Below are 23314 nucleotides of genomic sequence, written 5' to 3'. Positions count from 1 at the left end.
GAGAGGGGGTGAGAAGGATGATACAATCATATAAAAAATATTGGGAAAACTATTTTCATTTTAGGGGTCAGACTTCTCGCTCGGAGTATTGGTCGGTCATATTCATTAACTCAGCGATTAGTCTGTTAGGTTATTGGTTGGTCTTGTACCTATTGGGTAACTTGGTGCAAACGGTTGTGTCGGTTGCTGACAACTCGAAGGCTTATTGGGTCGTATTAGTGACCTTAGTTCTAGTTACCTTTCTATTAACGGTTTTTTGGTTGGTTAACGTCATTCCGTTTTTGTCGATTTCCTATCGGCGTTATCGCGATACGGGCTTGACGGCCTGGGCTTTCACTATTGAACCGGTAGCAATCTGCCTATCCTTAGCCGTTTATTACTACCAAACGAAGGTCTATGAGAGTAATATCAGCATGCCTTTGTGGCTAATTCCAGTCTTACTGGTGTTGGTATTGGCGGATTTTTTGATTAAAATTTTGCCGACGGGTACTTTTAATAAAATCTAAAAAGCCATTGGCCGTCAACCGGTCAATGGTTTTATTTGTGCTATAGATAATTGATTCTCTTGCAGTAGTCTTTGCTATGCTGAATAATCGTAGTTATAATGCAATGTTTAATACGTTCGTAAACAAAGGAGGAGCGTCGATGAGCCTTGCAACTATCAAAAATAAAACAGTTTCGACTCGTGTGACCCCGGAAATTAGTGAACGAGCTAAAGCGCATTAAAGACCATACCTGAAAAGGAAAGTAGCAAGGTTATCGGGAATTTCATCCAGCAAGATATGGCAGTTATGGAAAACGGTATGATGGCTGGATTGTGTTTTATCGGCTCGAATAATGACGAGTTGATTTTACTGTTAGTCACGACCAGGCCGCATGAAGTTCTGATAAAATAAATAAAAGTAAGGCCCCTAATTTCCATTCGAAATCAGGGGTCTTTTTGAATTGTGTTGAAATGAGGTGGAACTCTTAGTCCGCCTCTTCAAAAACGACTTGGCCGTTTTCAAAGGCGGCAATCTTAGCCAAAGAGTGGATGTTCGTTAAGCCGGCTTCGATGGCAGCTTGGCGACCAGGTTGGAATGACTTTTCAATCACAATGCCGGCGCCAATGATTGTAGCACCCGCATCATCGGCTAAGGCCTTCATACCGAGTAAGGCCTGGCCGTTGGCGAGGAAGTCGTCGATTAGTAAGACGTGGTCATCGGCCGATAAGAAGCGCTTATCGATTCTGATCTGGTTGGTGCTTTGCTTTGTGTATGAGTAGACGTCCGCGGTATAGGCATCGTCTGAGAGAATGCGGGACTTGGACTTGCGGGCAAAGACGACGGGGACATCAAGACTCAAGCCAGCCATCACAGCTGGGGCGATACCAGAGGCTTCAACCGTAATCACCTTGGTGATGCCCTGGTCTTTGAAGAGACGGGCAAATTCGGCACCCATGGCCTGCATCAACTTCGGATCAATTTGATGGTTTAAAAAGGAATCAACCTTCAAAATATCAGCGCCTAAGACGCGGCCGTCTTCTTTAATTCGTGCTTCTAATTCCTTCATGAGGACTCCTTTATTAAGACCGCTTACAAGCGGTAATCTAATTAATATTTTACCAAGGGTAAAAGCTTGCTACAAGGGCAAAAGTTGGCATTCATTAAGAGATATGGTACATTAAAAACTAATGAAACGAGGATTATGTCGATGCCAAATCAGCAAGACAAGCTCATCAGGTGGATGAGGCTTAGCAAAACCTTTCTATTAAATCTAGCTGCCTTTTTAGGCTTCTTCGCCCTTGAATATGCGGCGATGGTCTTTATCCAGGGTTCAGTTTATTTTTCCGGTCAGCACCGTTATGGGCTGTTGGTACTTGGCCTTGGTTTGGTGTATTGCTTTGTGCGCTTTGGCCTGCAGGCCATTAAAGATAATAAGGCTAAGTTATCTTTTTCTTTGAAGAAAATTGCCTGGCCAACCAAATCAGAATTTGGAACAATTATTGCGGCCTACCTGTTAGGTTGGTCGGGGATGGTCATCTGGAACGAAATTGAAATTTTGTTCTTTTATAAGTTGACCCACGGGACAACGGAAAACCAGTCGGCGATTGATAACATCATGCAGGCTGGCGGCCACTATTCATTGGTCATGTTTTCGTTGATTATTGTTTTCTTAGGACCGGTGATGGAAGAAATCCTGTTCCGCGGACTCTTCTTCCGTTATTTCAAATCGGTGAAGTTCCCTTGGTTGGTCGTCGTGCTGTCGGCTTTGTCCTTTGGCCTTTATCACCTGAGCTCTTACACTTGGGTATCGCTCTTGGATCTGCCACCGTACGCGATTATCGGATTCTCGCTGGCTTACGTTTACAAGAAAACGGACAAATTATCATCATCGATTATCATGCACGTTTTCCACAATGGTTGGATCCAAGTTATCTCGATTATCACCTTGCTCCAACACTGATTTTATCTTCTATTAATTAGGCCTGCTTAATCGCAGGCCTTTTTTGGTGGATTAAAGAGTAGGTGGGTCGACGGTTAAGCATAAGCAACAATTGGACGGCCGGTTAAAGAGCAGATGAACCGGCAGTTAAACAAGTAGGTGATCGCTTGCCAAATCCGTGTGGAAAAATAAAAAAATCTGTTGTTCTTTTACCCAGGTCGATCATCAGCGAGACTGATTTTTCAGCTGGGAGAACAGCAGATTTTTTAGCTGGATGAACTTAAGCGTTAACGTCTTGATCAGCCTTTGGCCAGCCGTTCAAGAGCAAGTTTAGGATCACGGCAACAACGGTCGTCATGACAACGCCATTGGTCATCACCATTTGCAATTGCTCTGGCAAGTGAGCCAAGAGGGTTGGGACTGAGCTAATGCCTAAGCCAGCAGCGATTGACAAGCCAGCAGTCAAGAGGTTACCTTCCTTGTTTAAGTCGACCTTACCAAGAATTTGCAAACCTTGGATGGCAATCGTTGAGAACATGACCATCATGGCGCCACCCAAGACGGCTGAAGGGATGATGGTGGCCAAGGCACCAAACTTTGGCAAGAGCCCTAAGACCAAAAGCAAGCAAGCGGCATAGTAAATGGGTTGCTTGGTCTTTACACCTGAAAGGCGAACAACGGCCACGTTTTGTGAGAAGGTTGAGTAGGGGAAGGTATTGAAAATTCCAGAAAGAACAACGGCCAAACCTTCGGCACGGTAACCACGGGCCAAGTCCTTTTGTTCTAATTTCTTACCGGTCAAATCAGCCAAGGCAAAGTAAACACCAGTGGCTTCGACCATGGCAGTCAAGACAATGATGATCATCGTCAATGAGGCAGACCATGAGAAAGTTGGTGTTCCCAAGAAGAATGGTTGGGGAAGGTGGAACCAGGCAGCATCAGCAACCGGCGTCAATGACACGCGGCCAAGGGCGGCTGCGAAGAGGGTTCCCAAAATAATCCCCATTAAGACGGCAATGGCCTTCAAAAAGCCCTTGGCGAACTTCATCAACAATAATGTCAAAACGATAGTCACAAAACCAATCACGAGGTTTTGCCATTCACCAAACGACTTAGCCGTTAAGCTGCCACCACCCCAGTTTTGGAGGGCGATCGGAATTAAGCTTAAACCAATGACGGTAATCAATGAACCAGTCACGACTGGTGGGAAGAAGGCGCGGAGGCGAGCAAAGGTCCCGGAAATCAAAATGACGAAGAGACCAGCCACAATTGTGGCGCCGTACATTGCACCCCAGCCGAGGCTTGAGCCAATGTTAATCAATGGTGATACTGCTTGGATTGATGAGCCCAAAACAACGGGTAAAGCGATACCAGTGATTGGCGTTTGCTTCAATTGGAAGAGCGTTGCCAAACCAGTACAGAAAATATCAACTGAAATCAAGTAAGCCAGTTGCGTACTATTGAAGTGCAGGGCCGTCCCAATCAACAGTGGTACTAGGATGGAGCCGGCGTACATAGCCAGCACGTGTTGCAACCCTAAGAGTAGGGCCTGAAACTTTGGAAGGGGGTGGTTGGGTGTTTCCATGAGATCTCCTGTGCTTGACCAACCATCCTTGGTTGGCCAAAAGTTATGATAAAAAACAAAAAATATCGGAGTAGTCTCATCCCACAGACAACAAAAAAAGCACGCAGTACCCAAGCGTGCTCAAAAAACCCTTGGTGATAGTCGCCCTTTTTGCCGGGCGGTAGAGACTTGGCTAGCATTAAAAGCCGGATATAACTCCAATACGGTACCAATATTATAGCAGGTATGAACTTGAAAAGATACAAATACCATTGGAATGGTCGGAAAATCAGGCAAATAATGAAATTAGCTGGAAGGATGGCCATTATCCGGCACAACGGACACTGTAACTTTGTTGTTATATTTGACAAAAAACGGTAAAATATTTTTAGAATTATTTTTAACTTCTGTACCAACAATTGTTGATAAAAATCAATCTATATTAGATAATTAAAAGAGGGGGGAGAAGATGAAGGATGATGATAAATATTATAGTAGATTTTTAATTGAACTAATCGTTGTGGTGGCTGTCATGCTTATCAGTGCAGTCTTCTTTGCACTAGCCCTCGCCACCTATTGGTTTTAAAAAAACGTCCAACTACTTGGCCATCCTCTGTAAGCAAAGTTAGCTTGCAGAGTAAGGTCAGCTGTTGAGCGTTTTTTAATTGAGGGGACCGTTCGTTTCAGCCGGTGGGAACTGCTTGGTAGTAACGATTTGGTCAAGAATATGGTAGTCACGGCGTAAATCATAGGGGACGTCACGGTTGGTATTCCACAGCTGGACAACGTAGAGGTTACCGACCAACCAGAGGAGTTCTTGGTCCGTTGTGACGGTCGAGAGGGCTTTAAAAATTGACTTATAAAATAGGTCCTCAAATGTACGGTCTTGTAATTGAAATTCTAAAACCTCAATGGTGCCATCAAAGTGAAAGGCTTTAATCGTTTCAAAGGGGTATTTTTTAAACTTATCAATGTCAAGTGTCGTATAGATTGATTGGACACTTGTGTTTAACAATTCATCTAAAAGTTCATACTTATCCACAAAGTGACGATAAAAGGTGTTGCGGTTAATCTCGGCAGCGACGCAAATTCCCTTCACTTTTATTTTGGAAAAGGGGATGTCATGGAGCAATTTTCCGGCAGTCATCAGCAGGTGGCGGTGCATTAAATCATAGCGTTTATTTTCCATAAAAGTTTTCCACCTCGCTTAAAAGCAACATTTTTTTGTTTTTGTTTCATTTTAGAACAGTGTAACATTTTTTGACTCTTCAAATCTTCTAAATTCCTTACTAAAATATTAGTGATGATTAAAAAGGAGGGGTAGAAATGCTCAAAAAACTCGGGGAATGGATTTATGAAAATAAAGTCAAAACCTTCCTGATTTGGCTAGTAGCCATTGTCCTTATCGGTGGTGGTGCAATCGGTCTTGGTTCGCACTTTTCACAGAATTTGACGATTAGTGGTGTGCCATCGACAAATATCCAGAGTACCCTGGAACGGGAATTCCATCAGAATCCTAACAGCGGTACGTTAAAGGTTGTCGTTCAAAATCAGAAGGGGATTAACGATGACCAAACAAAGGCAGATGTTGCCAAGGCCATCGCTAAAGCTCAGGATAAGTATGGTTCTGATATCAAAACCATTGCCAATCCTTATACCAACAACACTATCAGTTCTGATAATACGACCACTTATGTCGATATTACCTTCAAGGCCAACTCGACATCGGTGGCGTACAGTACGATTACCGGTATCCGCTCCATCTTTGATGATCGAGTGAAGACAAGTGGAACGAAGGTGGCTTATACTGGAACCGTCCAGTTAAAGCCATTTGAAATCGGTGGTCCTTCAGAAATTATTGGGGTTGTGATTGCCTTTGTTTTGTTGTTTGTATTGTTCCGTTCCTTTATTACTGCCGGAATGCCAATCGTTTCTGCCCTAGTTGGCTTGATTACTGGCTTGTTCCTCGTGATTATTGGGACGAACTTTGCAACGCTTGCCAATGTTGCCGAGACTTTGTCTGTCATGTTGGCCTTGGCCGTTGGAATCGATTACGCGCTCTTTATCTTGAACCGCTATCGGATTGATTTGGCCGAGACAAACGGTGATCAAAAGGTAGCCTTGGGAAGTGCCTTGTCCGAAGCCGGTAAGTCGGTTATCTTTGCCGGTGTGACGGTCATTATCGCCGTTTGCGGTTTGTCTTTTGCCGGCATCGAATTCGTGACAACCATGGGCTTTGCTGCTGCCGTAGCGGTGGCTATCGCCGTCTTGTCCGCCTTGACCTTCTTGCCAGCTTTGATTGCGGCTTGTGCTAAGTTTATTCGACCAAATACAAAGACGGTTGAACACATGGCCAAGAACCCATCAAAGTTTACGAAGTTTTTGACTGGTCACCCATGGACGGTGGTGATTGTTGCCGTTTTGGTTTTGGTTGGCATTGGCTTGCCAGCGCAAAATATGCGTTTAGGAATGCCCTACAACGGCTCTTTGCCAGAAAAGCAGACGGAGCGCCAGGCTTATGACATGATTTCCGATAAGTTTGGTGAGGGAATTAACTCACCATTGATTGCCGTTGTGAAATTAGATACTGACAAATCAGCTGCGGTCAACGAAGCCAATGTGGCCAAGATTGCCAGCCATTTGAACAGCCTCTCTGGCACAAAGACATTGTCGCCATTGTCAGTTGACCAGCAAAAGGCAGCGACCTTGCAAGCGCAACTGACACAAGAAGCCCAACAAAAGATGGCCTTACAGGCCCAAACAACTGGTCAGATGCCAACCCAGGCACAAAAGGATCAGGCGGCCGCTCAAATTAAGCAAGTGATTATGGAGCAGGCAACGAAGCCTTATCAGATTTCCGCTGACGGTAAGTATGCGATGTTAGTCATCATCCCAAAGAAGGGTTCTGAAGCAGTTGAGACGACTAATTTGGTCCACAAGATTCAGGACTACTCCGACCAGACAACAAAATCAAAGTACGCTGCTAAGATTACTTTGACTGGGGTTAACGCCGTCAACTTAGATATTACGAAGAAGCTTAATAATGCAACACCAATCTTTGTGTTCACCATTATTGTCCTAGCCTTTATCCTGTTGATGGTCGTCTTCCGCTCCTTAATTGTCCCAGCGGTAGCAATGGCCGGCTTTGGCCTGTCACTCTTGGCTTCCTTTGGCTTCACCACACTGGTGATCCAAGAAGGTTTCTTGAAGGAACTCTTTGGCGTCGCCAAAGCAGCACCGGTCCTTTCCTTTTTACCAATTATCGTTACAGCCATTCTCTTTGGTTTGGCGATGGACTACGAAGTCTTTATGGTTTCTCGCGCTCGTGAGGAATACCTGAAAACAGGTGATAACGACCGGGCAGTGACTGTTGCCATGCAGGACTCCGGTCCAATCGTGGTGACGGCGGCTTTGATTATGATTGCGGTCTTTGGCTCATTTGCTTTGAATCCAAGCCCAACCATCAAGTCTTTGGCCTTGGCCTTAGCCTTTGGTATCTTCTTTGATGCCTTTATTATCCGCTTGCTCTTCGTGCCAGCGATGCTAAAGATTTTTGGGAAAGCCAACTGGGTTTTCCCGGGTAATAAAAACTAAGAAATCCGACATCTTTTAAATTTTTTCTGCTTATAAAAATTGAAGATAAAGAAAAAGCCAGCTCAATTGAGCTGGCTTTTTGCTTGTTTAAAAAATTTTTTCTTCTACAATTATTTTCAATTATTTTCACCAGGAAATTTTTTCTCGCGGTACATTTGGTCGAAAATTTGATAGCCCTCAGCTAGTGTATAGGGTTTTTCCTGATTGTGATTCCAGAGGCGGATGATATACATGTTTCCTAATTTCCAAAGCGAAGAAGGGTCACTAGCCATCCGAGTGACGATTTTAAAAATTAAGCTGTCAAAGATATCTTGAAATTGTGGGTCAGAAAATTGAAAGTCTAACGTGGCCAGGGGCCCTGCGAACTCTAAGGCAGTCAGGGTTTCGAAGGGGTACTCTTTGAAGTGATCAATATTAACATGCTGAAAAAGGTGCTGAAAGGCTTCTGTGAGCATGACTTCCAGTAAATCAAATTTATCGTCAAAATGCCGGTAAAAAGTATTGCGATTAATATTGGCGGCTTCACAGATTTGCTTCACTGTTAGTTTAGAGAAGGGGATTGTGCTAAATAAGCCAGCAGCTGTCTCCATAATATGTTTATGCATTAATTCGTAGGTCTTGTTGGCCATGGTAACTGAGACACTTTCTTGGATTTGTTGCTCTTTGTAACAGTATAACAATTTTAACTCTTTAAAAGTGGCCAGTTCGTTAATAAAATAGACATAATGATTAAATAAAAGGAGGAGCAACCATGCTCAAGCGTCTTGGAGAATGGATTTATGAAAATAAGTTCAAGACCTTTCTTGTTTGGTTGGTTGCCATTGCTGTTTTAATTGGTGGGGCAGTGGGATTCGGTTCTCACTACACAACTAATTTGACAATTACTGGCATTCCATCAACCAACATACAAAGCACTCTTGAAAAAGAGTTTAAGATGAACCCGAATAGCGGAACGATGAAGGCCGTTATTCAAAATAAGAAGGATGGTGTTGCTGACGATAAGACCAAGGCCGAAGTGGCCTCTGCTATCGATAAGTTGCAAAAGAAGTATTCTTCAGACATTAAGTCAATTTCAAACCCCTATACAACAGGGGTAATCAGCTCTGATAAGACGACAACTTACGTTGACATTACCTTCAAGGATGATTCAACAAACGTTTCCCAGGATGCAATTGATGGCGTAAAGGATACGTTTAACGATAAGGTGAAGGACTCCGATACTAAGGTCGCCTTTACTGGGTCAGTCAAGGTGACACCAATCGGAGTTGGCGGCAAGTCTGAGCTAATTGGAATTGTCATCGCCTTCGTGCTGTTATTGGTATTGTTCCGCTCCTTCGTGACAGCTGGAATGCCAATCATTTCAGCCTTGGTTGGTTTAATTGCAGGGGTATTGTTGATTACTATCGGCACCAACTTTGTTACATTAGCTAGCGTTAGTCAAACGTTGGCCGTCATGTTGTCATTGGCTGTTGGAATTGATTACTCGCTCTTTATTTTGAACCGTTATCGGACTGATTTGGCTGATACGAACGGTGACCGGAAAACGGCGCTGGGGTTGGCGCTTTCAGAGGCTGGTAGTTCAGTCATCTTCGCCGGTGTGACAGTTATTATTGCCGTTTGTGGTTTGGCCTTTGCGGGCATCGAATTCGTGACGACGATGGGATTGGCAACAGCCGTGGCCGTTGTTTCAGCGTTGACGTTCTTGCCAGCTTTGATTGCGGCTTGTGCTAAGTTCATTAAGCCAAATAATCAGACTGTTGAACATATGGCTAAGAACCCATCAAAGATTACTAAGTTTATTACAGGCCACCCTTGGACAGTTTCGATTGTGGCAGTCTTGGTCTTGGTTGGAATCGCCCTACCGGCGCAAAATATGCGTTTAGGAATGCCATATAACGGTTCATTGCCTGATAACCGAACAGAGCGTCAGGCTTATGACATGATTTCTGACAAGTTTGGTGAAGGGGTGAACTCACCTTTGATTGCGGTCGTTAAGATGGACACTGATAAGGGGCAAACAGAAAATGAAGCTAATTTGATCAAGATTGCCAGCTATATTGCTGACATGAAGGGCGTTAAGATGATGAGCCCATTGACTGTTGATCAGCAAAAGGCTGCCACTTTGCAGACGCAATTGACCCAAGAAGCACAGCAAAAGATGATGGCCCAAGCGCAAGCAACGGGTCAAGCACCTACTCAGGCTCAGCAGGACCAAGCAGCAGCTCAAATTAAGCAAGCAATTATTGCCCAGGCATCAAAGCCTTATCAAATCAGTGCGGATGGAAAGTACGCAATGATGGTTGTGATTCCAACCAAGGGATCAGCTGCTAAGCAAACAACTGACTTGGTTCACAAGATTAAGGATTACTCTGACACAACGGAGTCAAAGTATGATGCTAAGATTACGATGACTGGTGTCAATGCCGTTAACTTGGACATCACGAAGAAGTTGAACGATGCTACACCACTCTTTGCAGTGACGATTATTGTCCTGGCATTCATCTTGTTGATGGTTGTCTTCCGTTCATTCGTTGTTCCTGCTGTGGCTATGGTTGGCTTCGGCTTGTCACTGTTAGCATCATTTGGCTTTACCACATTGGTTATCCAAGAAGGCTTTATGAAGGGGCTTTTCGGTGTTGCTAAGGGGGCACCAATCCTTGCCTTCTTGCCAATTATCACAACGGCCTTAATCTTTGGTTTGGCAATGGACTACGAAGTCTTTATGGTCTCACGTGCCCGAGAAGAATACGTTAAGACTGGCGATAATGACCGTGCTGTCACGGTGGCTATGCAGTCATCTGGTCCGATTGTGGTAACGGCTGCTTTGATTATGATTGCGGTCTTTGGATCATTTGCTTTGGATCCGGATCCAACAATCAAATCAATTGGTTTGGCCCTCTCGTTTGGGATTTTCTTCGATGCCTTTATTATTCGCTTGCTTTTCGTGCCAGCAATGTTAAAGATTTTTGGGAAAGTCAACTGGGTTTTCCCGGGTCATAAAAAATAAAAAACCGACACCTTTCATAGTTTTGCTGCTTAATAAAAATTGAAGGTCAAGGAAAAGCTAGCTCAGTTGAGCTGGCTTTTTTGCTTTTTGGCAAGTCTTTAATGGTCCCGTAGTGCATTAGAAAACATTCCTTCATTCCCTAAATAGCGAGTGTGCTTATTTCTGATAAAAAACGACTGACGTTATTATGGTTCGGTCAAATTGCTTCTTCACTCTTCATTTTGAAATGTGCGCCCATAGTTTGGGTCAAAACAAATGGTAATCCACAGCGGGTTGTGGGAAAATAGTATATAATAGTTTCGAATTTGTAATTTAAAACTAAAGTAATTGCAATATTTTTTTGAGGTTGTTTTGATGAAAAATAAAAAAATACATTATCGAACTTAATCTTTACCATTGCACTTTTCCTGGTTGTCGAGCTCGTTTTGACTCAGGTTGTCCTCTATAGTGGCCTGGTTTGGTTCCGCCATGCTTGATCGATGACAGAGTTACAATCGAATTTTTTGTTCAAATTTGATGAGTTGTTGATTGTTATTGCTATTAACTGCCTGCTGACCAAACAGCAACTGTATTTTAGCCGGCAATTCCATTGGGTTAGCCTATGCCTTTGCTTTGTCATCATCTTGATGGCCGTACCGTTTTTGCTAACTAAGGACTTAACCACGAGTATTGCGGTGGGCTTAATGGGCGGTTTTTCAGAAGAATTCTTAGCTCGAGGTGTCCTTTTAGGGAAAATGCCCAGCTACTTTGTTCGAAAAAATATAGCCTCGATCGAATTTTTGCAGCAATTTTTTGGTCAAATTTGATTTTTGCGCTGATGCACTTCACCAATTTGGGCCAATCGGGACTGAATTATGTCTTGCTACAGTCCATTTTAGCCTTTATCTCTGGTTTAGTTTTTTCCGTAATCTACTTGCAAACAGGCACTCTCTGGTACCCGATTGCCCTACATTTTACGGATGATTTTATGCGAACAGCGCATGACACAGCTACAACGGCTGGTGGGTAATTTGGCCTATGGGCCTTGGCCGCGATGACCTGGTTGAAGGTTGGCATTTTCATTTATGCCTTAGTCATGTGGCGTAAGAAAAAGCCAACGCTGGTGCGCTTAGTCGAGCAACAAGACTATTAAGTCCTTGGCCCTGATTGCAGGTGCCTAGCTAAGGAAGCAGTTAGTTAAGAAAGTGTTTTGAAGGAGTATTTATGCAAGGTGTCTACTCAATCACCATTATTTTATTGGTGGCTTCGGTACTGGCAACTGGAGGTAGTTGGTACTTAATTCAGAAAAATCGGTACCGATTACTGTGCGGTATTGCGTTGAACGTAACGTTAATCACTTACATTCTGACGGTGGCCGCTGTTGTTGTCCAGGTTAACCAAGGCTGGCTACGGACAATTTTTGTTGCTGGAGCCTTTTTGGTTTTAATTCCAATTTTTTTGCTTGTTTTGTCCAGTTCTTATCTGTTTCTCTGGAACGCCTACTTGGTTTGGCGTCGTGAAAGTCATTCATTTGGGAATACTTTGACTTTGTGGCTAGGGGTCCTGCTCTTGGTGGTTCCAGCGTTTTTTCGACTGTTAAACCGGTTTTGGGCTGAAAACTACTGGGTAATGGTGGTTGAAAAATTAGCTAATTCATTTCAGCTTTATTTACTGTTTTGGGTTTTGTCATTTTTGTCGTCATATCTTTTAACTAAAATAATTCGTTATCGCTATGACCGTGAATACATTATTGTTTTAGGGGCAGGTTTACTCCATGGTGATCAAGTATCACCCTTGTTGGCTTCCAGGATCCAAGTTGCTGCAGACTTTCGTCAACGCCAGTTAAATAAGACGCAAAAGCCTTTGAAATTAATTATGTCTGGTGGCCAAGGTGGGGATGAAAAGCTGCCTGAAGCAATGGCCATGAAAGTTTATGCTGAGAAAATTGGCATTCCCGCTGATGCTATTTTGGTTGAAGACCAGTCAAAAAACACCTACCAAAACATGGCTTTTTCTAAAAAAATTGTGCTAAAGCATGGTTGGTCCTTAAAGCAGGGGCTCTTTGCCACTAATGATTACCATGTCTTTCGCGCGGCAGGCTTTGCTCGATTTGTCGGACTAGAAATTGATGGCCTGGGTGCCAAAACGAGCCGGTATTTTTTGCCCAACGCCCTGATTCGGGAGTATGTCGCCATTTTATTACAGCACAAGGTTTTTCATGCTATTTTAGCCCTGGTATTGATAGTAAATAGCTTTTTTGTTTAGGTGATAGAAGGGGGTAAGCAAATGAAAAAGAAGGTTGCTTTGTCTGCAGTGGGTTTGATTACTATTTTATTTGGCCTTGGTCTCTTTTACCAGGGGGTCAATTACTATCAAAATACCTATGCCGACCAAATTGCATATACTAAAGTTCCAGACCAAGTTCCAAAAAAAGTGGTGACCAAAGACGATAGCGGTAAAGTAGTGCCAAACTCATATTCGTATAATTATACCTTTACTTTCGTTTTGATTGATGGTTCTCAGCGAAAGTTGGATTTTGCCTTGTCAGGTAGCACTGTCAAAGCTTACCAACCCGGTGCATATTTGCAGGCGAATATTTCTAAAACCAGGGTTGTGTATGGGCCAGAGGTCGTGAATAAAAATAAGGTTCCTCGTGACCTTCAAGAGCTCTTAGACAAAATAGAAGGCTGAAGTTGAGCGTAAAAAAGACTAGTGAGCAGTGCTGGCAAGCAAGGAAGTGAAGAGCTTTCTTACTTGCCAGCAACAGCAAACTAGCCTTTTTTATTAGATTATAATCTTAAAGATGGAGTGCATTGTAGCCTAAGATTAAGGCGCCGATAGCAAACAAAATGACTCCCCAAAAGATCTGAGAGATGACACTGCGGTCACCAAAGTACAGGCGGAGCAGTGGGGCGGTGTTCCCCGCAATTAAGACTAAGATGGACAAAATCACAATAATTAATCCAATAATTCCAAGCATCAAAAACCTCCTTATTCATTTTGTGGTCTAGTTAGTACAATTAGTTTTGCCATAAACCGACCAGCAAAGTACATTTTAAGCATATTATAGAACTTTTTCAAAATATTATCGATTATTTGTCAATGTCAGTAAATAGGTCATGTCAATTGCATTAATCCAAGACCAGCAATAGTCAGTTTTTCGCTTGCTTGACTATTTCGAAACTGATGATTGGGAAAAGGAGAAAAATTAAAAAAATGATTGCAAAGGGGTACCAATCTTGATATACTATTATAGTCGTAAAGATATACGGGAGTGTAGCGAAGTCTGGCTAAACGCGACGGACTGTAACTCCGTTCCTTCGGGTTCGTAGGTTCGAATCCTACCGCTCCCATCGCTGCCCCTGTGACAGCCACTGCTTTACGATTGCCCCTTGGCCAAGTGGTAAGGCAGAGGTTTTTGGTACCTCCATGCGCTGGTTCGATCCCAGCAGGGGCAATGATAAGTAAAAAGACTAACAAGAAATTTCTTGTTAGTCTTTTTTTGTTGTGATTGTTCAATACTAAAATTACGAAAAAGTTGTGTCAAAACAGCTGTTCTTTTAACAATTTCTTCATTCTGACTGTCAAAATTCTTTGACATGGTAATGATATGGAGAATGTTAAAAAGAATTGCTAGGAAATGTTACCGTGTCTCGCTATATTGAACACAAAGGAGATGAGTATAGCATGTTAATTGGTGAAAAAATAAAGATGATTCGGGAGTCTGAAAAGATGACTCAAGAACAATTAGGAGAGCAATTACATTTAACCAGGCAAACGATATCGAATTGGGAAAATGGAAAAAGTTATCCAGGAATAGCGGAAATTGTAGCAATTAGTAATCAGTTTGATGTTTCTTTGGATGAACTAATGAAGGAGGATATGGAATTGATTCAACATTATGAAGTGATTGATGGTCAGTTCAACCGACAAAGAAAATTGTATACCTTTGCCTATATTGTTAATATTATTTTTCTGGGACTCTCAATGATAAATAACTATGTCCAGTTGGAAACAGCGATGCGCATTGGATTAATGATTATTGGAACTGCTGCTATTGTAGTGATGTACACAACAATCAAACATCCGGTTAATTTGTTAAAAAATCGTTGGGCGCTGGCTCTTATTATAGTTGCATTGCTGTATTTCTTAAGTTTTGCAGTCTTTAAGAGTTTACATGGGAGTCCTAGCTATCGATTAGGTATGATTTGTGGTGATGCTGCTCGTATTTTTGTTCTAACAAGTAGTATCTATTTTTTGCCACAACCTCCTTTTGGAGATAAGGGCAAAGCCTAAGTCAGCTTCGAAGGACCATAATGTTTTTATTGACTTAATGCTGATTTCTACATTAAATCATTAATCTATACCTATTTACCAACAAGCAAATAAAAAAGGCCTGACATCATTGTCAGGCCTTTTTTAGGCTAGGTATTGCTTGTATTGTTCGATTTCTTTTGGCTTCAAGGAAACGCGGATAGTTGTCCCGGATTCGTTGAAATCTTGATCCAGGAGGGCGTGCTTGTCTAAGATTTCAGCAACAACCTTGGAGTCTGCAAAGGGAACGTGCAGGCTGACTTCGGCCATGTCGGCAAAGAGTGTTTTTTTAATGAGTGTCAAGACTTCGTCTTGGGAAGTTCGGTCGCGGGCAGAAATGGTAATCGATTGATCGCCATCGACCAGTGGGAAGGCCATTTCAGCTACATCTGCTTTGTTGTAAATGGTAATCATTGGTTTATCCGTAATGCCTAGCCGGTTCAAAGTTTCTTGCGTTGTGGCCATCATCTCTTGGTAATGAGCATCGGAAATGTCAACTACTTGCAAGAGTAAATCAGCTTGGGCGGCCTCTTGCAAAGTTGATTCAAAGGCAGCCACCAGGTGGTGGGGCAACTTGGAAACAAAACCAACCGTATCCGAAAGGAGGAATTGAGTCTTATCAGGCAGCGTTAACTGGCGGATAGTGGTGTTCAAGGTTGCAAAGAGCATGTCTTTTTCGAAAACCTGCTTGCTTTGGTCACTTCCGGCGCCCTGGCCGAACCGGGCCAAGAGTTGGTTCATTAATGTGGACTTACCGGCGTTGGTATAACCCACCAAGGCAACGGTTGGTAGTTCGGATTCCTGTCGTTGCTTGGCTTGGGTTGAGGCATCCTTTTGCAATTCTGCCAAGTCCTTCTTGATGGCGACCATTTCGTTGGTGAGTCGTCGGCGGGATTGCTCAAGCTTTGTTTCACCGGAACCACGGCTGGTGAAACCGGCCCCCCCAGCACCAGTTTGCTGGTCTAACGAAACGGACATCGAAGTCCGCAGCCGGGGTAATTGGTACTGGAGGCGGGCTAATTGGACTTGGAGCTTGGCAACCTTGGTTTGAGCCCGTTTAGCAAAGATGTCGAGGATTAGGCCGGTCCGATCAACAACGGTGGCGCCTGTTTCAGCTTCTAGGTTTCTGATTTGTGATGGGGATAACTCATCGTTGGTTACGATTAAATCAGCACCATAGGTTTCAACGGCAACCTTGAGCTCATCAACCTTTCCTTTACCGAAGTAGGTGGCAGGGTTGGGCCTGTCCAAGGACTGGAGGAATGTCTCAACTGGTTGTAAGTTATTGGCTAAGGTCAAGTTTTTCAATTCCGTTAATTCATATTCCAGGTTTTGCTTTTGATCTGTGCGCAAGCCGGCTAACAAAACAGGTCGGCTAGGTTGTTGTGAGCTTTCTTTAAAGGTTGTTGGCATACACAGGCCTTTCTGTGAAATAAAACCGCCCTGTTTTGCAGTAGCGGTTGGGGAACAATTCGATAAAAAGGTTTTTTAGTCAAAAACGGTCGTGTTGTCGTTGAAGGTCAAGATATCTGCGCCATCATCTTTAAGGCGGAGGTGCATGACAGCACCATTATGGACCGAGTGGGCGGCCATTTCAGGGTAGCCAAAGTAATTGGCGATTGCCCGAATGGTTGTTCCATGGGAGACAAGAAGGACCTTGTCTCCGTCTTGGTGGCGACTTTTAAGGTCCTTGAAGCCAGCCTCGATTCGGTCGACAAATTCTTGGTAAGATTCGGCTAGGTGGTAAGGATCTGCGTCATGGAAAATGTCCATGACAACTGGCATACCGAGGTCTTCAACCATGTCAGCGTAATCATTGTAGGGTTTTGCTACCCGAGCATTCAGGTCCGTTAATGTTACCTGGGAGTCGCGACCTTCAAAAGATCCGAAATTTTCTTCACGGAAGTTGGGCAGAGTGGTTGGTTCAACTGGTGACTGAGCCTGATTTTCACTTAAGGCATAGCGGGCAGTGTGGATCGCCCGCGTTAAATCAGAAGAATAAGCACCATCAAAGTGAATCTTGGCAAGGCGTTGACCGGCCTTATGCCCATCTTGGATGCCGGCATCGGTTAATGGTGCGTCGGAAAATCCTTGGAAACGGCGTAAAAGGTTAAAGTAAGTTTGGCCGTGGCGGACCATATAAACATCAATTCCTGCCATGAAATAAGACTCCTTCAAATCTGTTTTCCTTCTTCTTTTGTTAGAAGATTTCTTGTTTCTAGTGTACCACGAAAGGCAGGTGAGCCAAATGCTTTGCCGGTCTTTCGGGCTGATTTTTAATCAAAAAAGTCGACGAATTTTCGTCGACTTTTCGAAATATTATTCGGGGTCAGTATCCTTACCCTTAAGCTGAAACTTTAAGCGCTCACGATCTTTTTCAGACATGGAGGGCTTGCTTTCAGAAGCGCCTTGGCTGTCGTCATGGTCAGAATCTGTGTTATCAGGTTCTGGTTTGGTCTCAAGCTCTTTGACGGCAAATTCAGGGATAAAGGCGTTTTCGTAATCAAGCGCCGTGATTTGATAGTTTGCAATTCGCAATGAGTCGCCAGTTCGAAAATCAGGGTCACGTTTCAAAACGTAACCGGTCAAGGTCACGGCTTCATCGTCGTCAAATTCCTTCACATGAATTTGGAAGTAACGTTGGAAATCATACAGGGTCGTCTTACCAGAAACCTTATAGCGTTGGTTACCAAGCTTTTCGATGTACTCATCGGATTCATCATTGATTTCATCACGAACGGAACCAAAAAGTTCTTCGTAGATATCTTTATCAGTAATGATTCCGGCAGTACCACCGTATTCATCGACGACCACTGCAATTGGTGAACGCTTGATGGTCATTTCATCCATGACATCGTGCAAGTCCATGTTTTCAGGAACTGCTGGAATGTCACGCATAATTTGAGCAACGGGGTTTTTCCCCGAAATTCGATTTTGACGAACAAGGTCGTAGTTAAAGACATAACCTAAAACCTTATCCTTATCATTGTCAGCAACAACTGGGAAACGAGAATGACGCTTTTGTAGGTACTCATCAAGTCCTTTAGCAATCGTATCGTGGACATCGATAACATCCATTGATGTTCGATCAATCATGACGTCTGCGGCGACCTTATCATTCATTTCAAAGGCACGTTGCATAAAGGTTAAATCTTCAGTATCCAACTCACCGGCTTCGGCAGCACTCTTTGACAAGGAAAGGATTTCCGTCTGTGAGTAAATGTCGTCGTCATTTGTGACCTGGAAACCAATTAAACGGGTTAACCAATTTGATAAGTGATCTAGAATCCAAATGAATGGGAAGAGGGCAACATGAAAGAAGCGGACTGGACGCACAATTAACAACAAGACCTTAATCGGCTCTTGAATCGCGATGTTTTTTGGCACCAAGTCGGTGAAGACGGCGTGAATAATCGTAAAAATCACGATGGCCGCAACAGAAGCGACTGGCTTGGCGTATTCAGCTGGCAGGATATGTGTTGCTAAAATCAAATCAGCAACGGTTTCTTCACCAACCCAACCTAAGATTAATGATGTTAATGTAATTCCGACTTGAGCAGTCGATAAGAACTCCGTTAGGTGCGATACCATGTGAATGGCATGTGCAATGTTTTTTGATGGCTTTTCGCGATCTTCTTGAAGAGCCTCCAAGGCCGACAAGCGCACCTTAACAAGAGAATATTCCGTTAGTGTAAATAAAACCGCCAACAACAACACAAAGATGATGACGAACGCATTCAACAAGAACGAGGGACCAGAATCCACAGTTATTACCTCACTTATATAATTTAGATATTTCCTCTATTATAGCAAACTTTATGACACAAAGGAGACAATCTTTATCAGCGTTAGAATTGGTCTAGTATTCTTGCCCAGACTGATTTCACAAACAAAATTCTTTTTGTTTGACAAAAGAAGGCGCTAATATAGGGGCAAAGTAAGCACACATGGATAAACAAAAGGGATTAGATTGCGCTTTTAAAAATACAGTGAATATTGTGAATTAAAAAATATGCAAAATCAAAAGCCCATTAGAAAGGCCTTTGGGCGAACAAATGTTTGTGCGGACAGTTTTAGGCCTTGAACTCTAAGAAAAATCGGCTAAACTAGTAATTAGCTCAATTGCTTGTTAGTGCCTGTAAATGCGGGTGCGGCGGGGAATTGCTTGAAAAATATAAAAGAAAGTGGGACCAAAAGTATGGCTCAAGTAACGGTCTTTACCAAAAATAATTGTGTACAGTGCAAGATGACAAAACGCTACCTCGACAACATGGGGGTTGGCTACGAAGAAATTAATATCGAAGAACAACCAGAATACCTTGCTCAATTGAAGGATGCCGGTTTTAAGCAAACCCCGGTTGTTCAAATCGCTGGTCAGGAAGCCTTTTCTGGTTTCCAACCTGACGCCTTGAAGTCTTTGACGGCCTAAGTTTTTTGGTGTCACGAATTTTTCCGCCTAGTCCCGATTGGTCTATGCGGAATTTTTCTTCTCAAGGGGAAAACGAACAAATTATATAAAGCGAGGAGAATTATATGTCATTATTGGACCTTGACCTCACACAGGTCACCTACTTTGATTTAAATAACGAAATCAATATTCCAAAGGACAACCAGATTCAGTTAAACAAGGATCAGGAAGCTTTGGCAGCCTTCATGAAGGAAAACGTTGAACCAAACTTAAAACGGTTTGACTCTGTTGAAGCCCACTATGATTGGTTGATTGAAAACGATTTTTTGGATAAGGACCTGGTTAAAAAATATGACATGGCCTTCATTAACCAGTTGTATGACTTTTTAGAGGGACAGAACTTTCACTTCAGTTCCTTTATGGCGGCCTTTAAGTTTTATAATCAATATGCGCAAAAGACAAACGATAAGGCTTACTACGTTGAATCTTACTTAGACCGTGTAGCCTTGAATGCCTTGTTCTATGCTAATGGCGATGAGGACTTAGCGATGGCCTTGGCCAATGAAATGATTCACCAGCGCTACCAACCGGCAACACCATCATTTTTGAATGCTGGTCGTGCTCGTCGTGGTGAATTGGTTTCTTGTTTCGTTTTGCAAACAAGCGATGATATGAACTCTATCGGCCGAACAATCAACTCAGCTTTGCAGTTGTCAAAGATGGGTGGAGGAGTTGGAATTAACCTCTCAAACCTTCGTGAAGCCGGCGCACCCGTGATGGGCATTGCCAATTCCGCCGGTGGAATTGTGCCAGTAATGAAGTTATTGGAAGATTCCTTTACTTTTTCATCACAGGTGGGGGCTCGTCAGGGGGCAGGTGTTGTTTATCTGAACATCTTCCATCCTGATTTGATGACCTTCTTGGCTACCAAGAAGGAAAACGCCGACGAAAAAGTCCGCGTGAAGACCCTGTCATTGGGCTTGATTGTGCCTGACAAGTATTATGACTTGATTGAAAAGGGTCAAGAAATGGCCTTGTTCTCACCAGTTGATGTTGAACGCGAGTACGGCATGCCATTCAACTATGTTGATATCACTGCCGAATATGACAACATGTTGAAGAACGACAAAATCACGAAGAAGATGATTCCTGCTCGAACGGTTGAAGAAGAAATTTCAAAGCTTCAGCAAGAGTCTGGTTACCCTTACATTGTTAATATCGATACAGTTAACCGCGCTAACCCAGTTGCTGGAAAGGTGATTTCGTCAAACCTTTGTTCTGAAATTTTGCAGGTGCAAACACCTTCAACAATTGATGACGAGCAAGAATATACAACGTTGGGTGAGGATATCTCATGTAACTTGGGTTCAATTAACATTGTCAACATGATGAAGACGGATGACTTCGCCGGTTCTGTCGATGCGATGATTCGTGCTTTGTCCTTTGTTTCTGAACAGTCTAATTTGAACGTGGTCCCATCTGTGCAAAACGGTAACCAGCAAAATCACGCTGTTGGTTTGGGCGCCATGGGGCTGGCAGCCTTCTTTGCTCAAAATAAGATGATGTATGGTGATGAAGAATCTTTGGACTTTACCAAGGTCTTCTTTATGACCTTGAACTTCTACTCATTGAAGGCCTCAATGAACATCGCCTTTGACCGCCAAGAAACTTTCAAGGACTTTGACAAATCAGCTTACGCTGACGGTACGTATTTTGAAAAGTATGTCAGCCAAGACTGGGGCCCAGAAACTGATAAGGTGAAGGAACTGTTTGCCAACCTGCCCGTGCCAACAAAGGAAGACTGGGCAGAATTGCGCGATCAAGTGCAAAAGAACGGTTTGTATAACGCTTACCGTCACGCGGTAGCGCCAACTGGTTCAATCTCATACGTCAATAACACCACGGCTTCTTTGTTGCCAATCGTTAACAAGATTGAAGAACGTCAAGAAGGGATGATTGGGAAGGTTTACTACCCAGCACCCGGTCTGTCAAATGAGACGTTGCCTTACTATGTTTCTGCCTATGACACGAACATGAAAAAGGTCGTTGATATTTATGCAGCCGCTCAGCCACACGTTGACCAGGGAATGTCTTTGACATTCTTCATGCGCTCAACAATTCCTGAAGGCCTTTATGATTGGAAGAACGGTCGGACGGAGAAGATGACCACCCGTGATTTGTCTAAGTTACGTAATTATGCTTACAAGAAGGGCATCAAGTCTTTGTATTATGTCCGAACATATACGGATGATAACCAAGAGGCTGGTATCAACGAATGTGAGTCTTGCTCAATTTAATGACGATTTAATTCTAATTGGATACGCTTACAGGAATTTAAGTTAGAATTTTTTTCTGACCAAAATGCGATTGTGAATAAGTGTTCAATTGTTAGCCTGGTCTTGTTTACCAGGTTCACAAATGACTGAGCACTGCTCAGTCGTACATATTTTAGAGGTTGACGGCTGTCAACCCAGCTGTTAAATTGAATACGTTGCGTGAACTTTGTTCAAATATTACCAAATTATTCTAATTCAAAGTTCTGAAAAACAGCCTGCGCTGTTTAGAAAGGAAAGTTCGATGGCAACATACCGACTCTTATATGCCAGCATTGAAGGCAATACACAGTCGTTTATTAATAAGCTACAAGCAGTTGCTGAAGAAAAGGGTGACACGATTGATGTGAAGGTAGTCGGTGATGAAACCGATTATGAAGCTGAACACCAACCCTTTGTGGCGATTGTGCCCACCTACCTGACGGGCGGAACCGGGACCGGTCCTGCAGTTGTTGAAATCTTTACGAATGCTCTCGCGGACTATATTGATTTTGAAGACAATGCTACACTAATAAAGGGAGTAGTTGGGTCGGGGAACCGTAACTTCAACGATCAATATATTTTGACCGCGAAGCGCTACGCCAAAAAGTATCAGGTACCGGTGATTGGGGACTACGAGTTACGTGGGACTTCTTACGACGCAGAAAAAATTTACCAAAGCATCAGGGAAACATTAGGAGAAAAACATGGTTGAACACGTGAATAACGGCTCATATACTGCCATTAACTGGAACGACATTGAAGACGCCTTGGATAAGGCTACCTGGGAAAAGTTGACCCAACAATTCTGGTTGGATACCCGTGTCCCAATTTCAAACGACTTGCGCAACTGGCGTGGTGATTTGAATGATACGGAACGCCGGGTTTACAACTTGGTCTTCGGTGGTTTGACGACTTTGGATACTTTGCAGTCACAGGACGGAATGGCTTCATTGCGTCGCGATGCTGTTAACCAAAAAGAAGAAGCGGTTTTGAACAACATCCAATTTATGGAATCTGTTCACGCCAAGTCATATTCTTCAATCTTTGAAACGTTGAACGACAAGTCAGAAATCGATGCGACCTTCGAATGGGCCGACCACGATGAATTCTTGCAGTACAAGGCCAATAAGATTAATGATGTTTACCAAAATGGCACACCATTGCAAAAGAAGGTTGCTTCGGTCTTCTTGGAAACTTTCTTGTTCTACTCAGGTTTCTACACGCCTTTGTACTACTTGGGTCACAACCGGATGTTGAACGTCGCCGAAATCATCAAGCTGATTTTGCGTGATGAGTCTGTGCACGGTACTTACATCGGTTACAAGTTCCAAATCGGCTTCAACAAGCTTTCAGAAGCGGAACAAGAAGAGATGAAGACTTGGATGTATGACTTGTTGTACGACTTGTATGACAATGAAGAAAAGTTTACCCACGAAATTTATGATCAAATTGGTTGGACGGATGACGTCTTGGTCTTCTTGCGCTACAACGCCAATAAGGCCTTGATGAACTTGGGACAGGAACCATTGTTCCCAGATAATGCCGACCAGGTTAACCCAGTTGTGATGAATGGTATTTCAACTTCAACATCAAACCATGACTTCTTCTCAGGAGTTGGTAATGGTTACTTGTTGGGACAAGTTGAAGCCATGTCTGACGACGACTATAAGGAAGACTAAACTTCTAATAAATCAAATCAGAATGCCCAC

The 23314-nt window shown here is 43.2% G+C and carries 22 protein-coding genes, 2 tRNA genes and 1 pseudogene; 16 read left to right on the top strand and 9 right to left on the bottom strand.

Annotated features, from left to right (window positions below):
* The first annotated feature begins 17 nt into the window (after positions 1–17).
* Positions 18–506, top strand: a complete 489-nt coding sequence (locus AABI20_RS03875; protein ID WP_047975610.1) for a DUF805 domain-containing protein — start codon at positions 18–20, stop codon at positions 504–506.
* 245 nt (positions 507–751) lie between these two features.
* Positions 752–896, top strand: a pseudogene (locus tag AABI20_RS07575) (type II toxin-antitoxin system mRNA interferase toxin, RelE/StbE family); the annotation flags it as partial.
* A 73-nt stretch (positions 897–969) separates the two neighbouring features.
* On the opposite strand, the gene AABI20_RS03870 reads toward AABI20_RS07575, so the two are convergent.
* The gene (locus AABI20_RS03870) at positions 970–1551 is read right to left on the bottom strand and encodes a xanthine phosphoribosyltransferase (RefSeq protein WP_338346819.1); all 582 of its coding nucleotides are present in this window, start codon (positions 1549–1551) and stop codon (positions 970–972) included.
* 174 nt (positions 1552–1725) lie between these two features.
* Here AABI20_RS03870 and AABI20_RS03865 point away from each other — a divergent pair, with 174 nt between their 5' ends.
* On the top strand, positions 1726–2445 hold the full coding sequence (locus AABI20_RS03865) for a CPBP family intramembrane glutamic endopeptidase (RefSeq protein ID WP_338346817.1): 720 nt from the start codon (positions 1726–1728) through the stop codon (positions 2443–2445).
* 259 nt (positions 2446–2704) lie between these two features.
* Here AABI20_RS03865 and AABI20_RS03860 read toward each other — a convergent pair whose 3' ends face one another.
* Positions 2705–4009, bottom strand: coding sequence for a nucleobase:cation symporter-2 family protein (locus AABI20_RS03860; protein ID WP_047975706.1), 1305 nt, complete (start codon positions 4007–4009; stop codon positions 2705–2707).
* Between the two features lie 640 nt (positions 4010–4649).
* Entirely contained in the window at positions 4650–5177 is a 528-nt protein-coding gene (locus AABI20_RS03855; RefSeq protein ID WP_338346815.1) for a TetR/AcrR family transcriptional regulator, read from the bottom strand.
* Positions 5178–5314: 137 nt separating this feature from the next.
* On the opposite strand from AABI20_RS03855, the gene AABI20_RS03850 reads away from it, so the two are divergent.
* Positions 5315–7582, top strand: a complete 2268-nt coding sequence (locus tag AABI20_RS03850) for an MMPL family transporter (RefSeq protein ID WP_338346813.1) — start codon at positions 5315–5317, stop codon at positions 7580–7582.
* Positions 7583–7698: 116 nt separating this feature from the next.
* Here the strand turns inward: AABI20_RS03850 and AABI20_RS03845 are convergent, their stop codons facing one another.
* The gene (locus AABI20_RS03845) at positions 7699–8211 is read right to left on the bottom strand and encodes a TetR/AcrR family transcriptional regulator (protein ID WP_338346811.1); all 513 of its coding nucleotides are present in this window, start codon (positions 8209–8211) and stop codon (positions 7699–7701) included.
* 122 nt (positions 8212–8333) lie between these two features.
* Between AABI20_RS03845 and AABI20_RS03840 the strand changes: the two genes are divergently transcribed.
* The gene (locus tag AABI20_RS03840) at positions 8334–10589 is read left to right on the top strand and encodes an MMPL family transporter (RefSeq protein WP_338346810.1); all 2256 of its coding nucleotides are present in this window, start codon (positions 8334–8336) and stop codon (positions 10587–10589) included.
* Between the two features lie 196 nt (positions 10590–10785).
* Here AABI20_RS03840 and AABI20_RS03835 read toward each other — a convergent pair whose 3' ends face one another.
* The gene (locus AABI20_RS03835; protein ID WP_047975104.1) at positions 10786–10986 is read right to left on the bottom strand and encodes a hypothetical protein; all 201 of its coding nucleotides are present in this window, start codon (positions 10984–10986) and stop codon (positions 10786–10788) included.
* An 82-nt stretch (positions 10987–11068) separates the two neighbouring features.
* Between AABI20_RS03835 and AABI20_RS03830 the strand changes: the two genes are divergently transcribed.
* From AABI20_RS03830 to AABI20_RS03820, 4 genes are all read left to right on the top strand, one after another.
* Positions 11069–11395: a hypothetical protein gene (locus tag AABI20_RS03830; protein WP_047975103.1), complete on the top strand. Its 327-nt coding sequence runs from the start codon at positions 11069–11071 to the stop codon at positions 11393–11395.
* Positions 11396–11406: 11 nt separating this feature from the next.
* Positions 11407–11598, top strand: coding sequence for a CPBP family glutamic-type intramembrane protease (locus AABI20_RS07570; protein WP_421825117.1), 192 nt, complete (start codon positions 11407–11409; stop codon positions 11596–11598).
* Between the two features lie 194 nt (positions 11599–11792).
* Positions 11793–12833, top strand: coding sequence for a YdcF family protein (locus AABI20_RS03825; RefSeq protein ID WP_047975101.1), 1041 nt, complete (start codon positions 11793–11795; stop codon positions 12831–12833).
* A gap of 21 nt (positions 12834–12854) precedes the next feature.
* The gene (locus AABI20_RS03820) at positions 12855–13259 is read left to right on the top strand and encodes a YxeA family protein (protein WP_047975100.1); all 405 of its coding nucleotides are present in this window, start codon (positions 12855–12857) and stop codon (positions 13257–13259) included.
* Positions 13260–13365: 106 nt separating this feature from the next.
* Here the strand turns inward: AABI20_RS03820 and AABI20_RS03815 are convergent, their stop codons facing one another.
* Complete coding sequence (locus AABI20_RS03815; protein WP_047975099.1) at positions 13366–13548, bottom strand: hypothetical protein; 183 nt, start codon at positions 13546–13548, stop codon at positions 13366–13368.
* Between the two features lie 290 nt (positions 13549–13838).
* Between AABI20_RS03815 and AABI20_RS03810 the strand changes: the two genes are divergently transcribed.
* The 3 genes from AABI20_RS03810 (at position 13839) to AABI20_RS03800 (ending at position 14864) form a co-directional block, all read left to right on the top strand.
* A tRNA-Tyr gene (locus tag AABI20_RS03810) sits at positions 13839–13921 on the top strand.
* Positions 13922–13954: 33 nt separating this feature from the next.
* Positions 13955–14026, top strand: a tRNA-Gln gene (locus AABI20_RS03805).
* A gap of 229 nt (positions 14027–14255) precedes the next feature.
* Positions 14256–14864, top strand: coding sequence for a helix-turn-helix domain-containing protein (locus tag AABI20_RS03800; RefSeq protein WP_047975098.1), 609 nt, complete (start codon positions 14256–14258; stop codon positions 14862–14864).
* Positions 14865–14987: 123 nt separating this feature from the next.
* Here the strand turns inward: AABI20_RS03800 and hflX are convergent, their stop codons facing one another.
* The 3 genes from hflX to AABI20_RS03785 form a co-directional block, all read right to left on the bottom strand.
* Positions 14988–16295, bottom strand: a complete 1308-nt coding sequence (gene hflX, locus AABI20_RS03795; protein ID WP_288846928.1) for a GTPase HflX — start codon at positions 16293–16295, stop codon at positions 14988–14990.
* A 75-nt stretch (positions 16296–16370) separates the two neighbouring features.
* Positions 16371–17042 (bottom strand): histidine phosphatase family protein, encoded by a 672-nt coding sequence (locus tag AABI20_RS03790; protein WP_288846929.1) that lies wholly within the window; start codon positions 17040–17042, stop codon positions 16371–16373.
* Between the two features lie 159 nt (positions 17043–17201).
* Positions 17202–18647, bottom strand: a complete 1446-nt coding sequence (locus AABI20_RS03785; RefSeq protein WP_288846930.1) for a hemolysin family protein — start codon at positions 18645–18647, stop codon at positions 17202–17204.
* Between the two features lie 433 nt (positions 18648–19080).
* Between AABI20_RS03785 and nrdH the strand changes: the two genes are divergently transcribed.
* The 4 genes from nrdH to nrdF all read left to right on the top strand — a co-directional run bounded on the left by nrdH (position 19081) and on the right by nrdF (position 23284).
* Entirely contained in the window at positions 19081–19311 is a 231-nt protein-coding gene (gene nrdH, locus AABI20_RS03780; protein ID WP_047975094.1) for a glutaredoxin-like protein NrdH, read from the top strand.
* 104 nt (positions 19312–19415) lie between these two features.
* Positions 19416–21587, top strand: a complete 2172-nt coding sequence (gene nrdE, locus AABI20_RS03775) for a class 1b ribonucleoside-diphosphate reductase subunit alpha (RefSeq protein WP_338346808.1) — start codon at positions 19416–19418, stop codon at positions 21585–21587.
* A gap of 280 nt (positions 21588–21867) precedes the next feature.
* Positions 21868–22317: a class Ib ribonucleoside-diphosphate reductase assembly flavoprotein NrdI gene (nrdI, locus tag AABI20_RS03770; RefSeq protein WP_047975092.1), complete on the top strand. Its 450-nt coding sequence runs from the start codon at positions 21868–21870 to the stop codon at positions 22315–22317.
* Complete coding sequence (gene nrdF, locus AABI20_RS03765) at positions 22310–23284, top strand: class 1b ribonucleoside-diphosphate reductase subunit beta (protein ID WP_047975091.1); 975 nt, start codon at positions 22310–22312, stop codon at positions 23282–23284. The genes nrdI and nrdF overlap by 8 nt, the downstream gene beginning before the upstream one ends.
* The last annotated feature ends 30 nt before the right edge of the window (positions 23285–23314 follow it).

Origin of the sequence: Fructobacillus cardui, assembly GCF_963580785.1 — a bacterium.
GTDB lineage: Bacteria > Bacillota > Bacilli > Lactobacillales > Lactobacillaceae > Fructobacillus > Fructobacillus cardui.
The sequence above is the reverse complement of the archived record's forward strand: the minus strand, read 5'-3'. Positions and strand labels throughout refer to the sequence as shown.